Source organism: Pantoea sp. FN0305 (assembly GCF_050113845.1).
Taxonomy (GTDB): Bacteria; Pseudomonadota; Gammaproteobacteria; order Enterobacterales; family Enterobacteriaceae; genus Mixta; species Mixta alhagi.
On the sequence record NZ_JBNJSN010000001.1, the window covers coordinates 232,003 to 247,283 of the forward strand.

10 protein-coding genes are annotated in these 15,281 nt (G+C 54.0%); 5 read left to right on the top strand and 5 right to left on the bottom strand.

Annotation, left to right across the window (positions count from 1 at the left end; all coding sequences use genetic code 11):
* Window positions 1-197: 197 nt before the first annotated feature.
* The 4 genes from ACQE3Y_RS01075 to ACQE3Y_RS01090 all read right to left on the bottom strand — a co-directional run bounded on the left by ACQE3Y_RS01075 (window position 198) and on the right by ACQE3Y_RS01090 (window position 4,556).
* Complete coding sequence (locus ACQE3Y_RS01075; RefSeq protein ID WP_250650543.1) at window positions 198-830, bottom strand: response regulator; 633 nt, start codon at window positions 828-830, stop codon at window positions 198-200.
* A gap of 62 nt (window positions 831-892) precedes the next feature.
* Window positions 893-2,587 carry a nitrate/nitrite two-component system sensor histidine kinase NarQ gene (gene narQ / locus ACQE3Y_RS01080; RefSeq protein ID WP_426980696.1) on the bottom strand — a complete coding sequence of 565 codons (1,695 nt, stop codon included), beginning with the start codon at window positions 2,585-2,587 and terminating at the stop codon, window positions 893-895.
* A gap of 94 nt (window positions 2,588-2,681) precedes the next feature.
* Entirely contained in the window at window positions 2,682-3,662 is a 981-nt protein-coding gene (locus ACQE3Y_RS01085) for a GlxA family transcriptional regulator (protein WP_426971743.1), read from the bottom strand.
* A gap of 117 nt (window positions 3,663-3,779) precedes the next feature.
* Entirely contained in the window at window positions 3,780-4,556 is a 777-nt protein-coding gene (locus tag ACQE3Y_RS01090) for an MBL fold metallo-hydrolase (protein ID WP_426980697.1), read from the bottom strand.
* Window positions 4,557-4,980: 424 nt separating this feature from the next.
* Here ACQE3Y_RS01090 and ansP point away from each other — a divergent pair, with 424 nt between their 5' ends.
* A complete protein-coding gene (ansP, locus tag ACQE3Y_RS01095) occupies window positions 4,981-6,480 on the top strand; it encodes an L-asparagine permease (protein WP_426971745.1) in 1,500 nt (499 codons plus the stop codon).
* A gap of 40 nt (window positions 6,481-6,520) precedes the next feature.
* On the opposite strand, the gene narL is transcribed toward ansP, so the two are convergent.
* Entirely contained in the window at window positions 6,521-7,177 is a 657-nt protein-coding gene (gene narL / locus ACQE3Y_RS01100; RefSeq protein WP_426971747.1) for a two-component system response regulator NarL, read from the bottom strand.
* 364 nt (window positions 7,178-7,541) lie between these two features.
* Between narL and ACQE3Y_RS01105 the strand changes: the two genes are divergently transcribed.
* The 4 genes from ACQE3Y_RS01105 to narJ all read left to right on the top strand — a co-directional run bounded on the left by ACQE3Y_RS01105 (window position 7,542) and on the right by narJ (window position 15,281).
* Complete coding sequence (locus ACQE3Y_RS01105) at window positions 7,542-8,936, top strand: NarK family nitrate/nitrite MFS transporter (protein WP_250650539.1); 1,395 nt, start codon at window positions 7,542-7,544, stop codon at window positions 8,934-8,936.
* Between the two features lie 323 nt (window positions 8,937-9,259).
* Complete coding sequence (locus ACQE3Y_RS01110; RefSeq protein WP_250650538.1) at window positions 9,260-13,021, top strand: nitrate reductase subunit alpha; 3,762 nt, start codon at window positions 9,260-9,262, stop codon at window positions 13,019-13,021.
* On the top strand, window positions 13,018-14,562 hold the full coding sequence (narH, locus tag ACQE3Y_RS01115) for a nitrate reductase subunit beta (protein ID WP_085070862.1): 1,545 nt from the start codon (window positions 13,018-13,020) through the stop codon (window positions 14,560-14,562). Before ACQE3Y_RS01110 ends, narH begins: the two co-directional genes overlap by 4 nt.
* Window positions 14,559-15,281, top strand: coding sequence for a nitrate reductase molybdenum cofactor assembly chaperone (gene narJ / locus ACQE3Y_RS01120; RefSeq protein WP_426980698.1), 723 nt, complete (start codon window positions 14,559-14,561; stop codon window positions 15,279-15,281). The genes narH and narJ overlap by 4 nt, the downstream gene beginning before the upstream one ends.

Here is a 15,281-nt window from a genome sequence, read left to right on the forward strand (position 1 = left end):
CCTCAATACGATGTCATCAATTGGGAAAAGCAGCCGGTCGCGTTGGCGTCGCAACCAGCAACAGGGCACGCTTTGTATATCGATTCAGTGCGGTTGCATGCCAAATCACTTTACGCGCCCACCCACAGAGAAACGTGGAGGAAAAGAGAAGAAAGTGTAAATTATCGTGCCGAAAAGCGCCTTTGATGAAAAAAAGCCTAGCTATGTTTATTTTCCAGCCACAGCACGGTGGCGGCGACGCGTGAGCGCACATCCAGCTTACGCAGGAAATTACGGATATGCACCTTTACCGTCTCCTCGGAAATATGCAGGGCGAGGGCGATCTCTTTATTCGAGAGCCCGCGTGCCACCTCCTGCAAAACATCCAGCTCACGTTCTGTTAACGTCTGGAACGGATTGGCGCTGTGGCCGCGCGTCGCCAGATAGTCGCGCACGATGCGGCTGTAGACGTTTTGACCCTGCGCGCCTTCGGTAATTTGCTGTAACAGCAGTTCCGGTTCGCTGTCTTTAAGCAGATAGCCGTCTGCGCCCGCATCCAGCATAGCGTAAATATCGCTGCGGGCATCAGAAACGGTTAACACCAGAATACGCGCTGCGACCCCTTCATTGCGCAGCGCCTTCAGGGTATCAAGGCCGGACATGCCCTTCATATGTAAATCCAGCAGGATCACATCGGGAGAGAGGCGGCGAGCTTCAGCCAGCGCTTCGGTGCCATTATTGGCTTCGGCTACCACGTCAAAACTGCTGTTTAACTCCAGCAACTGACGAATTCCCCGGCGCATCAGTGGATGATCGTCGACCAGCATCACGGTAAAATGTCGGTTGTTCATAATACTCCCCGGACCAGACCGCCAGCAGTGGCTGGCTGAGTAAAAAAGAATAACGAGGGCGATTAATTCGCCACCGTTTCAGTTGTTTGTGAAGGAAAAAGTAACAGCAACCGCGTTCCCTGCTGCGGCGTGGTATCCAGCTGTAAGCTACCGCCCAGGCGCTGTGCCCGTTCATGCATAATCGTCAGTCCATAATGACCCGCTGGCTCCTCAACGGTGCTCAGCCCGCAGCCATCGTCACTAATAACAATTTGATATTCGCCGTTTTCCTGCGTGTCGCAGCTTACCTTAATCTGTCTGGCGTTCGCATGGCGGATGGCATTCAACACCGCCTCGCGGACAATCTGTAATACATGCACCTGCTGCTGAGCCGTAAGCGCATCAAAGCCAGAGGAACAGTGCAGATCGATCTCAGCGCTGGTTTGCTGTTTTAGCGGAGTCAGCATCGCCTGCAACGCGGCAGGCAGACAGGCTTCGTCCACCGACAGGCGAAAGGTATTCAGTAGTTCGCGGAGTTGGCGATAGGCTTCTGCCAGCCCTTGATCGACGTCGCTGACAATCTGCTGCGCTGGCTGCTGATCGGCGTTCATGTTGCGCTTCAGTAAGGTTAGCTGAATACGCAGGTAGGAGAGCGCCTGCGCCAGCGAATCGTGCAGCTCGCGGGCGATAGTGGCGCGCTCTTCCATCAACAGCAGCTGCTGCTGCTGTTTCTGCGCCTGATGGATCCAGATAGCGCGCGACAGCAAATTGCCAACGCTTTGCATCAGCGGCGCAGAGGTTTCCCTGGTGCCTTCCTGCCAGCGCATCTCGCCGCCCGGTTGATTTTCCTGTTGTAGCGTCAGTCGCTGCCAGTTTTTATCCGGTTGCGGCGTTCCCAGCGCAATCTGCCAGTTTTCCCCGGCATCTAATGTCAGCGCGTTCAGGCCGGCACGGGTAAAAACGATCTCCATGACCTGTGTAATGGTTGGATGACCAAGACTGCTTACGGCCAGCGCCTGTGACGCCTCGTATAAAATGGTCATGGTCTGGTGCGCAGCCATCAGATCCGCCGTGCGCGCCTTAACGGTGTTTTCCAGCTCGCTGTAATGACGCTCCAGCTCGCCGGACATGCGATTAAAGGTATTTGCCAGCAGGCCCAGTTCATTTGCTAATGTTGTATCCAGCGTTGGGTAGTTAAAATTACCCTGTTGGATATAGCGGCTGGCGGTGACCAGTTGGTTCAGTGGTTTGACGACCTGTCGGCGCGTCAGGCGGATAGTCCAGAATGCCAGCGCTACGATGGCGATAAAACCCAGCGCGCTGGTCAACGCCACCAGCTGCATTTTACGTTCCGCATAGCGTTGCAGATCGTAAACAAAGCGATCGATTTCACTGACATAATGCGCCACATGTTGCGAATAGCGGGTAGGATCGCTGCTGGTTAAATCTGCCCGCAGCAGGGGCCAGGATAACTGGAGCTGCTGATAACGATTACGCACGTTTTGCGGCACGTAGAACCGGTTCAGATGTTGCAGTACCGGCGCATTCAACGACTGCTGATAGTAACGCAGATGCGCTTCCAGTTCGGGAGAGCGCCTGTCAAGATCCCAGGCAAGGCGATAGCTTTGCATTCGCAGTGAGCCAGCAATATTAATCATTTCCGCATCGCGCAGGCTGCCGGACAGGGTCAGTAACGCCAGGCTGGTGGAGAGCACCGAAAGAATAACGATGCCGGCCAGCGCACGCGCAATAGAACTGGTAACGGAGCGTTTCAGCATAAGAAAACTTAACCCAGAAAAGAGGGGGGCAATAATAGCCCGAAACCTGCGCGTGCGCAGCGGTGTTAAGTCAAATTAAGCGCAGGTAGTGCGGTTATCCATTCTGTTTATTCACCAGCTGGCTGTCAGGCCCGCGGAAAGTGCGCCGCCATTCACTTGGGCTGATAGCAAATTTAGCTTTAAAACGCTGACGAAAGGAAACCGGCGACTGAAAGCCTGCCATGGAGGCAATTTTTTCCACGCTGTGATCGGTGGACTCCAGCAACTCCTGACTGCGCTGAAGGCGCTCTCTGTTAAGCCAGTCGCCAGGGGTTAATCCGGTAGCAGAAAAGAAATGCCGGGTAAGGGTGCGACGGCTCATATTGGCGAACCTGGCCAGAGCATCAAGTTTATGCGGTTTATCCAGATGACGGCGCAGGTGATCTATCAGTTCATTAATGGTGTTATCGCGCGTGGTTTCGGGTACCGGACGGGCAATATATTGCGCCTGGCCGCCTTCGCGGTAGGGCGGCGTCACCATCCTGCGCGCAATTTTGTTAGCCAGAGCGCTGCCATAACGCTCGCGGACAATATACAGACAGCAGTCGATGCCGGCGGCCGTCCCCGCAGAGGTAATCAAACGCCGATCGTTAATATAAAGCGCATTGGTATCAAGATATACATTTGGAAAGCGCTGCGTAAAGTCGCGTTCATATTCCCAATGGGTCGCAGCCCGCCGATTTTCCAGCAGGCCGGCGTAGGCAAGAACATAGGTTCCCAGACATAATCCCACTATCTCAGCGCCCCGGAGCCAGGCGGCCGTTAACGCATCAAGTAACACTTGCGCAGGCTTTTCTTCGGGATGGCTCCAGAAAGGAACGATGATAATATCTGCCGTTTCTAGCAATTCCAGCCCGTTTTTCACCCTGATCATCAGGCCGCTATCTGACGGCAGCATACCGGGCCTTTCAGCACAGATCTGCAAATCAAAGCGATCCGGCTCAGGCATTGCCTGACCGAAAATAATACACGGAACGGAAAAGTGAAATGAACTGACGCCAGCGGTGGCAATAACGGCAACTGTTGGAGTGGTCAAAAATTACCTCCCGATTCAAACAAAGAGGATATGCCGTAGCCATTACGGCTATCCCTGTTTTATGATGCGGCGTCAGGCCATTGTCCGGTATGTTTTAATAGGCCGGATGGGCTGGATTCAGAACACCAGCGTTTCGCCATCTTCCGGGATCCGTACGCTCTGCTCAATGCTCTGCTGATGCGCATATTCACGTATCTCAGCACGTGTCAGTACACAGTGATTAATCGCCTCCAGATGCGAAGCGACGATCGTCGCATGGGGCAGAATCTGATGGGTACGCAGAACGTCCTCTTTCCCCATGATAATAGCGCCGTAGCCATCCACCTGCGCAAAGCCAGCGTTGAGAACCACGACATCAGGCTGCCACGTCTGCAACGTATCCACATAAGGCTTAACCCAAATGGTATCACCCGCAATATAGAGCGTTTTTTCGCTATTGTGACGCAACACCAGGCCGCAGGCATCGCCGAGCATAGCCGCCATTTCAGGATTAGCATAGGCTTCATCGCTGCCATGCTGACCATCGGTTTTAATGATAGTGATGTCAGCAAAGCTATTCTCATCCTGCAATACGCGAACTTCAGTGAACCCCTGCGAACGGATAAGCGCGGCATCATTTTCATGCTGAACGAAGATCGGCATGTCGTTGGGTATAGCGTGTTGAGCTGCCTCATCCCAGTGATCCAGATGAGTATGGGTAACGATAACGGCGTCAACCTTCAACAGTTCATCAATGGCGACCGGTAGCTCAACAAGCGGATTACGTAGATGTGAGCGCGCTGTGCCGGGAAAACCAGGCCAGGCTTCCTTGTCAGCTAAAACCGGATCGATAAGAAAGCGGCTTCCTGCGTAATCAAGGCGTAATGTTGCGTTGCGTATTTGGGTCAGTTTCATGTTTTGCTCCAGATGATTTTGCACTCGCGGTATCGGTAGCGCCCGCCGAATAAGGCATGCATGCCTGAAATGCTAACGTGCCATCACTATAAGAGCAGGGCGCTCAGCCAGGTGAGTAGCCTGAATGTCAAATATCGATGGAATTGGGTCAATTACCGTTTTCTGCCTCTTCACGCCGATACTTTTATCCGTGTTACAAAAATGACAAAAAGGGTAAAAATTTTCACCATGGGAGTTTTGCTTCCCATTAACAGAAAGGTTAGGATTCATCGCCGTAAATTCGCTGTGTCGCCACATTAAAAGACCCAGATCTATAGCGGATTTATTCCTTCAGCTCTTTATAACGCAATCGTTTGTTTATTAAGGGGCGAAGAGAGCTGAGCGGACAGGCGCTCCTTTATCGGACAGGACAACAGGATAGGCAATGAAAGCAACCAAGAAAACGGCGGCGGATCAACGCGCTGCCAGAAGACGCTGGCTGAATTCACATGATGCTGGTTACGACAAGGCGATGGGTAACCGTCAGGTACAGATGATCGCCATCGGCGGCGCAATAGGAACCGGTCTGTTTCTCGGCGCGGGCGCGCGCTTACAGGCTGCAGGTCCGGCGCTGGCGCTGGTTTATCTCGTTTGCGGTATTTTTTCCTTCTTTATTTTGCGTGCGCTTGGCGAACTGGTGCTGCATCGTCCCTCCAGCGGCAGCTTTGTTTCCTATGCGCGCGAGTTTTTAGGTGAAAAGGCTTCTTACGTTGCTGGCTGGATGTACTTTGTTAACTGGGCGATGACCGGTATCGTGGACATTACCGCCGTAGCACTCTATATGCACTACTGGGGCGCGTTTGGTGATGTGCCGCAGTGGATGTTTGCGCTGGGTGCATTGGTTATTGTCGGCTCGATGAATCTGATCGGCGTGAAATGGTTTGCTGAGATGGAGTTCTGGTTTGCGCTGGTAAAAGTGCTGGCCATTATGATTTTCCTGGTGGTGGGCGTGGTGTTCCTGGGCAGCGGTAAACCGCTGGATGGCAATACCACTGGCTTCCATTTGATCACAGATAACGGCGGCATGTTCCCACATGGGCTGTTGCCAGCACTGGTTCTGGTGCAGGGCGTGGTTTTCGCTTTTGCCTCGATAGAGCTGGTGGGGATTGCGGCAGGGGAATGTAAAGAGCCGAAGAAGGTGCTGCCGAAAGCGATTAACAGCGTGATCTGGCGTATTGGCCTGTTTTATGTCGGCTCCGTGACGCTGCTGGTGCTGCTGCTGCCGTGGAATGCTTATCAGGCCGGACAAAGCCCGTTTGTGACTTTCTTCTCAAAGCTGGGCGTGCCTTATATCGGCAGTATCATGAATATTGTGGTACTGAGTGCGGCGCTTTCCAGCCTGAACTCTGGCCTTTATGCCACCGGACGCGTTTTGCGTTCAATGGCGATGGGCGGTTCTGCGCCGCAGGTTCTGTCAAAAATGAGCGGCCAGCAGGTGCCTTACGCCGGTATTCTGGTTACCATCGGCGTTTATATAGTGGGCGTTGCGCTGAACTATTATGTTCCGTCACAGGTGTTTGAAATCGTACTTAACATCGCCTCGCTGGGTATTCTTTCGACCTGGGCATTTATTATTGTCTGCCAGATGCGTCTGCGTAAGGCGATCAAGGAAGGCAGGGCCGATGACGTTAGCTTTAAGCTACCAGGCGCGCCGGTGACATCATGGCTGACGCTGCTGTTTCTGGTGAGTGTGCTGGTGCTGATGGCGTTTGACTACCCTAACGGAACCTATACCGTGGCTTCTCTGCCGCTGCTCGCCGTGGTGCTGGTTTTGGGGTGGTTTGGCGTGCGTAAGCGCGTCCATGCGGTTGCCATGACCGAGCATGAGCAGGCTCATGACGATGCGCAGCCAGCCGCGCCGTTAAAAGAAAACCCTTCTAAATAAGAGTCTGGCGGCGGACGATCAACCAGTCGTCCGCCGCGTCTTAACTTCCCATCTTATGTTGTAAATACCAGACCGCCGCTTCTACCCGCGACTTTAGCTGCAGCTTCTTTAACAGATGTTTAACATGCACTTTTACCGTGCTCTCGGTGATATTGAGTTTACGGGCGATAGTTTTATTCGGGAGCCCACGCGCGATTTGTCGCAAAATATCCTGCTCCCTTCGGGTAAGCTGCTGCAGATCGCGTCGAGTCGCAGGCGGCGTTTCGCGCAGACTGCTAATCAGAACCGAAGTCAGAGTCTCGCTTAAGACCAGTTGGCCCGCAGCGGCCTGATGCAGTGAGGTCAGCAGCGCTTCGGGTTCCATATCTTTCAGCAGATAACCATCTGCGCCACGCTTTAGCGCGCTAACCACATCTTCTTCATCGTTTGAAACGGTAAACACGACGATCCGGCCCGAAAGATCGATACGGCGCAAGAGATCGAGCGTTTCCAACCCGTTAATCCCCGGCATATTCAAATCAAGTAAAATTAAATCAGGATCGAGCTGCTCGGCCAGTGCCAGACCCTGTTCGCCATTGCCTGCTTCGGCGATCACCTTTAACTGCGAATCCAGGCTAATCAGCTGTTTAACGCCGTTACGCAACATCGGATGATCGTCGATCAACAGGATAGTGGCGGCGTCATCGTGGATAGTCATACAGGCTCCGGTTAATCATGGTGTTGTCAGCATCTGCAACGCTGCATAAGACATAACGAAAGCCGGTTTCAGTGAAAACAGCACTGTCGCCAGCTATTTTTCATTATTCTTAAAAGATGTTTTATACCTATAAATAGGTAGCAAAAGTAAATGCAAAGGAGATTAAAATCTTTAACGGTAGCGATTCTTGTTTTTTAATTATCTGTTTTTATTAAAGTTGTTTTCAGGGCAAACACTACTCATTTAGTGGTTAAGACACAATTGCTGCCTGAAATTAATTGCCGCCCCGTTGATTTATGTCAACTCCGCACCGCTAACGACCAGGCAGGATGTGCGCAGTTCTCATTTCATCATCGGGGTTATTATGTCAAATTTAGCCACGCCGTCAGAAAAAAAAGCATCAGGTGCCGTTATCCAAAACTGGCAGCCGGAAGATGCAGAATTCTGGCAGCAGAGCGGTAAACGTATTGCAAGCCGTAACTTATGGATTTCTGTTTTTTGCCTGTTGTTGGCATTCTGCGTCTGGATGCTGTTTAGCACCGTTGCCGTTAACTTAAATAAAGTTGGCTTTAACTTTACAACCGATCAGCTTTTTCTGTTGACTGCTTTACCTTCCGTTTCTGGCGCGCTGCTGCGTGTGCCTTACTCTTTCGTTATTCCTCTGTTTGGCGGTCGCCGCTGGACTGCTTTCAGCACCGGCTTTCTGCTGATCCCCTGTTTGTGGCTCGGTTTTGCCGTACAAAATCCACAAACGCCTTTTGCGGTGTTTGTTCTGATCTCCCTGCTTTGCGGCTTTGCCGGCGCAAACTTCGCTTCAAGTATGGGCAATATCAGTTTCTTTTATCCAAAAGCGCAGCAGGGCGGCGCGCTGGGCATTAACGGCGGCCTGGGCAATCTGGGCGTAAGCGTCATGCAGCTGCTGGCGCCTCTGGCCATCTCAATGGCGATTTTTGGCTATTTTGGCCAGGGACAGGTGACCAGCGACGGCGACCATATGTGGTTGGAAAATGCCGCCTGGATTTGGGTGCCGCTGTTGTTTATCGCCACGCTTGCCGCCTGGTTCGGTATGAACGATCTCGCCGCGTCTAAAGCCTCTCTGCGTCAACAGCTGCCGGTATTAAAACGCGCGCACCTGTGGGGGCTGAGCCTGCTTTATCTGGCTACCTTCGGTTCATTTATCGGGTTCTCCGCTGGTTTCGCCATGCTGTCAAAAACGCAGTTTCCAGAGATCGTGATCATGAAGTACGCCTTCTTTGGTCCGCTGCTGGGCGCGCTGGCTCGTTCTGCGGGCGGGGTGATTTCTGACCGCTTTGGCGGCGTTCGCGTCACGCTAATTAACTTTATCGTGATGGCGTTATTTACCGGATTGCTGTTTCTGTCGCTGCCAGTAGAGGGAGAGGGCGGTTCGTTCCCGCTGTTCTTCGGCATCTTTATGGTGCTGTTCTTAACCGCAGGTTTGGGTAGCGGTTCCACCTATCAAATGATAGCGGTGATCTTCCGTAAAATTACCTGGGATAGCGTAAAAGCACGCGGCGGTAGCGATCAGCAGGCGCAGCAGGAAGCGGTGACCGATACGGCAGCCGCGCTGGGCTTTATTTCCGCCATCGGCGCGGCAGGCGGCTTCTTTATTCCGCAAACCTTCGGTATTTCACTGGCGATGACCGGTTCACCGGCTGGCGCGATGAAAATCTTCCTGGCGTTCTATGTGGTTTGCATTTTGATCACCTGGTTAGTCTACGGTCGCAAGGCTGCGCGCTAATCGCCAAAACCGGCTTTTGTCATACCGACAAAGCCGGTTTTTTTCATTGTTCCTTACGCGCCGTACTCCTAAATAGCTGGTAGCCGCAGAAACCCGAAGTACTGGCTATGCCGCATGAAATTTATCCATTCAAATTATGAGGTTAGCACTGGGCAGGAGTTACTACTTAAGGAGTAAAGAGGGCGCAGGCGGGAACCGCTTCGCCGTGCTGACTTGATCGCAATCAAGCGGCCAGCGTTATCAGCTCAGTAGGCTGATACCCACACCATACGCAATGTCGTTTAGCCATTTATAACAACACCGAGCCTTCAGGAGAATTCCGGATGAGCAAATTTCTGGATCGGTTTCGCTATTTTAAACAACTAGCCGAACCCTTTGCTGGTCAACACGGCCAGACACTTAATACTAACCGGGACTGGGAAGATGGTTACCGCAGCCGCTGGCAGCATGACAAAATCGTGCGTTCTACGCACGGCGTCAACTGCACCGGTTCATGTAGCTGGAAGATCTATGTCAAAAACGGACTGGTCACCTGGGAAACGCAGCAGACTGACTATCCGCGCACTCGTCCGGATCTGCCTAACCATGAGCCACGCGGTTGCCCACGCGGCGCCAGCTACTCATGGTATTTATATAGTGCCAATCGCCTGAAATATCCACTTATGCGCAAGCGGTTAGTGAAATTATGGCGTGAAGCCAAAGCGCGGCACAGCGATCCGGTTGATGCCTGGGGCTCTATCATCAACGATCCTGAAAAAGCGAAAAGTTATAAAGTGGCGCGTGGACGCGGTGGATTTGTGCGTTCCAGCTGGCAGGAAGTCAATGAGCTTATCGCCGCTGCGAATGTGTACACCGCAAAAACCTTTGGGCCAGACCGTATTATTGGTTTCTCGCCGATCCCGGCAATGTCGATGGTCTCTTACGCCGCCGGCGCGCGTTATCTGTCGCTGATTGGCGGTACCTGCCTGAGCTTTTACGACTGGTACTGCGACTTGCCGCCCGCTTCGCCGATGACCTGGGGCGAGCAGACCGACGTACCAGAATCCGCCGACTGGTATAACTCTTCCTATATTATCGCCTGGGGTTCCAACGTACCGCAGACGCGTACGCCGGATGCCCACTTCTTCACTGAAGTACGCTACAAAGGCACCAAAACCGTGGCGGTGACGCCGGACTATGCGGAAGTCGCCAAGCTGTGCGATCTCTGGCTAAACCCGAAACAGGGCACCGACAGCGCAATGGCGCTGGCGATGGGCCATGTGATGCTGAAAGAGTTCCATCTCGATCGCGAAGTGCCCTATTTCCGTGATTATGTGCGTCGCTATACCGATATGCCGATGCTGGTGATGCTGGAACCACGTGAAGGCGGCTATTACGCGGCGGGTCGTATGCTGCGCGCCAGCGATCTGGTGGATAACCTCGGCCAGGAAAATAACCCGGAATGGAAAACCATCGCGCTTGATAGCCTGAGCGGTGAACTGGTAGCGCCGCTGGGCTCTATCGGCTATCGCTGGGGCGAAGAGGGCAAATGGAACCTTGAAGCGCGTGAAGGCGGTTCGCAGCGGGATGTTGAGCTACAGCTGAGCCTGCTGGGTAGCCACGATGAGGTGGCGGAGGTCGGCTTCCCTTACTTCGGCGGTATCGAAAGCGAACATTTCAACAGCGTGGCGCTGGATGAAATCCTGCTGCATAAACTGCCGGTTAAACGCCTGAAACTGGCCGACGGCAGCGAAGCGCTGGTGACCAGCGTTTACGATCTGACGCTGGCTAACTATGGCCTTGATCGTGGTCTGGATGATGCTAACTGCGCCACCAGTTACGATGAGATCAAAGCTTATACTCCGGGCTGGGCAGAGAAAATCACCGGCGTATCCCGCGAGCAGATTATCCGTATCGCACGCGAGTTCGCGCAAAACGCGGAAAAAACCCATGGTCGTTCCATGATCATTGTCGGTGCCGGTATGAATCACTGGTTCCATATGGATATGAACTATCGCGGGCTGATCAATATGCTGGTGTTCTGCGGCTGCGTCGGACAGAGCGGCGGCGGCTGGGCGCACTATGTGGGCCAGGAAAAACTGCGTCCGCAAACCGGCTGGACACCGCTGGCATTTGGTCTGGACTGGCAACGTCCGCCACGCCATATGAACGGCACCTCTTTCTTCTATAACCACTCCAGCCAGTGGCGTCATGAAACGGTGGAAACCGCCACTCTGCTCTCACCGCTGGCGGATAAATCGCGTTTCCAGGGCAGCCTGATCGATTTTAACGTGCGCGCCGAACGTATGGGCTGGCTGCCGTCTGCGCCGCAGCTCTCTGTTAACCCGCTGCATATCGCGGCCAAAGCGCAGGCTGCTGGTCAGACGCCGATCGACTATACCGTTGACAGCCTGAAACAGGGCTCGTTGCGCTTTGCGGCAGAGCAGCCGGATAATCCACAGAACTTCCCGCGTAACCTGTTTGTCTGGCGTTCCAACCTGTTGGGCTCTTCCGGTAAAGGCCATGAATACATGCTGAAGTACCTGCTGGGTACGGAAAATGGCATTCAGGGCAAAGACCTGGGCGAGCAGGGCAGCGTCAAGCCGCAGGAAGTGGAATGGCAGGATAACGGTGGTGAAGGCAAACTGGATCTGGTGGTAACGCTCGATTTCCGTATGTCCAGCACCTGCCTCTACTCCGATATCGTGCTGCCGACGGCAACCTGGTATGAAAAAGACGACATGAATACCTCGGATATGCATCCGTTTATTCATCCGCTTTCGGCCGCTGTCGATCCCGCCTGGGAAGCGAAGAGCGACTGGGAAATTTACAAAGGCATTGCCAAAAGCTTCTCGGAAGTTTGTCACGGCCACCTTGGCAAAGAAACCGATGTGGTGACCCTGCCAATGCAGCATGACTCTGCCGCAGAACTGGCGCAGCCGTTCGGCGTGAAAGAGTGGAAAAAAGGCGAGTGCGATCTTATCCCGGGTAAAACCGCGCCGCATATCATCACCGTTGAACGTGATTATCCGGCCACCTGGGAACGCTTCACCTCCATTGGACCCTTGATGGATAAGCTGGGCAACGGCGGTAAAGGCATCAGCTGGAACACCGATACAGAAATCGAGCTGCTGAAAAAGCTCAATTACGTTAAGCATGAAGGGCCGGCAGCGGGCCGTCCGATGATTGACAGCGCAATTGACGCGGCGGAAATGATTCTGACACTGGCGCCGGAAACCAACGGACAGGTCGCGGTAAAAGCCTGGGGCGCGCTGAGCAAAATCACCGGTCGTGACCATACGCATCTGGCGCTGAATAAGGAAGATGAAAAAATCCGCTTCCGCGATATTCAGGCGCAGCCGCGTAAAATCATCTCCAGCCCAACCTGGTCTGGTCTGGAAGATGAGCATGTCTCTTATAACGCCTGTTACACCAATATCCATGAGCTGATTCCGTTCCGTACGCTGAGCGGTCGTCAACAGCTCTATCAGGATCATGAATGGATGCGCGCTTTCGGCGAAAGCCTGCTGGTTTACCGTCCGCCGGTAGATACGCGAGCCGTGCAGCCGTTGCTGAATAAAAAGCCGAACGGCAACCCGGAAAAAGCGCTGAATTTCCTGACGCCACACCAGAAATGGGGCATTCACTCAACCTACAGCGACAATCTGTTGATGCTGACGCTGTCGCGCGGTGGGCCGATTGTCTGGATGAGCGAGGAAGATGCCAAAGACCTGGGTATTGAAGACAACGACTGGATCGAAGCCTTTAACGCCAACGGCTCTCTGACCGCGCGTGCCGTGGTCAGCCAGCGCGTCCCTGCCGGTATGACCATGATGTATCACGCGCAGGAACGTATCGTGAATATTCCGGGGGCGGAAATCACCGGTCAGCGCGGTGGTATTCATAACTCAGTAACGCGCGTTTACCCGAAACCGACCCATATGATTGGCGGTTATGCGCAGCTGGCCTACGGCTTCAACTATTACGGTACCGTAGGTTCGAATCGTGATGAGTTTGTGGTGGTAAGAAAAATGAACAATGTCAATTGGTTAGATGGCGAAGGCAACGACGAGTGCCAGGGTTCCCGCCAGGAGGCTCAGCAATGAAAATTCGTTCGCAAGTCGGTATGGTGTTAAACCTCGACAAATGCATCGGCTGCCATACCTGTTCGGTAACCTGTAAAAACGTCTGGACCAGCCGCGAAGGCATGGAGTATGCCTGGTTTAACAACGTAGAAAGCAAACCGGGCGTTGGCTATCCCCGCGCCTGGGAAGATCAGGAAAAATGGAAAGGCGGCTGGATCCGTAAAATCAACGGTCAGCTACAGCCGCGCATGGGCAGCCGCGTCGGCCTGTTGTCTAAAATTTTCGCCAACCCGGATGTCCCGGCGCTGGATGATTACTACGAGCCGTTCGATTTTGATTATCAGCATCTGCACAATGCCCCTGCTGGCAAGCATCAGCCGATCGCGCGTCCGCGCTCGCTGATTACCGGCCAGCGCATGAAAAAAATCGAAGGTGGCCCGAACTGGGAAGAGATCCTTGGCGGCGAATTTTCTAAACGCTCCCAGGATAAAAACTTCGATAACATCCAGAAAGAGATGTACGGACAGTTCGAAAACACCTTCATGATGTATCTGCCGCGCCTGTGCGAACACTGCCTGAATCCGGCCTGTGTCGCCACCTGCCCAAGCGGCGCCATCTATAAGCGTGGGGAAGATGGCATTGTGCTGATCGATCAGGACAAATGCCGCGGCTGGCGTATGTGTCTGACCGGCTGCCCATATAAAAAAATCTACTTCAACTGGAAAAGCGGCAAATCAGAAAAATGTATTTTCTGCTATCCGCGTATCGAAGCGGGCCAGCCGACCGTGTGCTCCGAAACCTGCGTGGGCCGCATTCGCTATTTAGGCGTGCTGCTGTATGACGCAGATCGTATCGAGCAGGCAGCAGCAGTGGAGAACGAGCAGGATCTCTACCAAAGCCAGCTGGACGTTTTCCTCGATCCGCACGATCCGGCTGTTATCGCACAGGCGCTAAAAGATGGCATCCCGCAAAGTGTGATCGACGCAGCGCAGAAATCGCCGGTTTATAAAATGGCCATGGACTGGAAGCTGGCGCTGCCGCTGCATCCTGAATACCGCACGCTGCCGATGGTGTGGTATGTGCCGCCTTTATCGCCGATTCAGTCAGCTGCCGATGCGGGCGTGCTGGATCAACAGGGCGTGCTGCCAAACGTAGAAAGCCTGCGTATTCCGGTGCAGTATCTGGCTAATCTGCTGACCGCAGGCGATACCGCGCCGGTGCTGCTGGCGCTGAAACGTATGCTGGCGATGCGTCACTACAAGCGTGCGGAAAGCGTGGACGGCGTGGTGGATACCAGCGCGCTGGAGCAGGTAGGTCTCACAGAGGCGCAGGCTCAGGAAATGTACCGCTATCTGGCGATCGCCAACTATGAAGATCGCTTTGTAGTGCCTTCCAGCCACCGCGAGCTGGCGCGTGAGGCCTTCCCGGAAAGCAAAGGCTGCGGCTTTAGCTTCGGTGATGGCTGCCACGGCAGCGACAGCAAATTTAACCTGTTTAATACCCGTCGCATTGATGCGGTTGATATTACACGCAAAACCGGGAATCGGGAGGATGCCTCATGATGGCGCTAAGAATTATTGGTCGCCTGTTGGATTATCCCGATCGGGCGTTATTCGAGCATCAGCAGGAGCTGGAGGAGGCGCTGGCCTCCGCCAGCGAGCTAAATGAGCAACTGCGTGCGCAACTGCTGGCCGTGGTGTGCGATTTCAGCGCCCGACCGCTGCTCGATCTGCAGGCTGACTACTGTGAACTGTTCGATCGTGGACGCGCTACCTCACTGCTGCTGTTTGAGCATGTTCACGGCGAATCCCGCGATCGCGGTCAGGCGATGGTCGATTTGATGGAACAGTATCGTGCTGCCGGACTGGCGCTGGACAGTCGTGAACTGCCAGATTTCCTGCCGCTTTACCTGGAATATCTCAGCAGCCGTAGCCCTGAGGAGGCGCGTGAAGGATTAGTGGACGTTGCGCCGATTCTGGCATTGCTGAGTGCGCGACTGCGCCAGCGCAATAGCCGCTGGGCCGATCTGCTTGACGTGCTGCTGGCGCTCTCTGACAGCGGCGTCGCTGCCGATGCGCTGGAGACACAGGTGGCACAGGAGGCGCGCGACGATACGCCGCAGGCGCTGGATGCGGTCTGGGAAGAGGAACAAATCCGCTTCCTGGGTGAACAGGGCTGCGCCTCAGCACAGCAGGAAGCGCATCAGCGCCGCTTTGCCGGTGCCGTTGCGCCACAGTATCTGGACGTGGCGCAAGCCACCACAGGAATGACAGGACGCTGA

Excerpts from the sequence above, each read along its gene's own strand:
- narH (WP_085070862.1), top strand. The coding sequence starts at position 13,018 with ATGAAAATTCGTTCGCAAGTCGGTATGGTGTTAAACCTCGACAAATGC.
- narJ (WP_426980698.1), top strand. The coding sequence starts at position 14,559 with ATGATGGCGCTAAGAATTATTGGTCGCCTGTTGGATTATCCCGATCGG.
- ACQE3Y_RS01105 (WP_250650539.1), top strand. The coding sequence starts at position 7,542 with ATGTCAAATTTAGCCACGCCGTCAGAAAAAAAAGCATCAGGTGCCGTT.
- narQ (WP_426980696.1), bottom strand. The coding sequence starts at position 2,587 with ATGCTGAAACGCTCCGTTACCAGTTCTATTGCGCGTGCGCTGGCCGGC.
- ansP (WP_426971745.1), top strand. The coding sequence starts at position 4,981 with ATGAAAGCAACCAAGAAAACGGCGGCGGATCAACGCGCTGCCAGAAGA.
- ACQE3Y_RS01110 (WP_250650538.1), top strand. The coding sequence starts at position 9,260 with ATGAGCAAATTTCTGGATCGGTTTCGCTATTTTAAACAACTAGCCGAA.
- narL (WP_426971747.1), bottom strand. The coding sequence starts at position 7,177 with ATGACTATCCACGATGACGCCGCCACTATCCTGTTGATCGACGATCAT.
- ACQE3Y_RS01075 (WP_250650543.1), bottom strand. The coding sequence starts at position 830 with ATGAACAACCGACATTTTACCGTGATGCTGGTCGACGATCATCCACTG.
- ACQE3Y_RS01090 (WP_426980697.1), bottom strand. The coding sequence starts at position 4,556 with ATGAAACTGACCCAAATACGCAACGCAACATTACGCCTTGATTACGCA.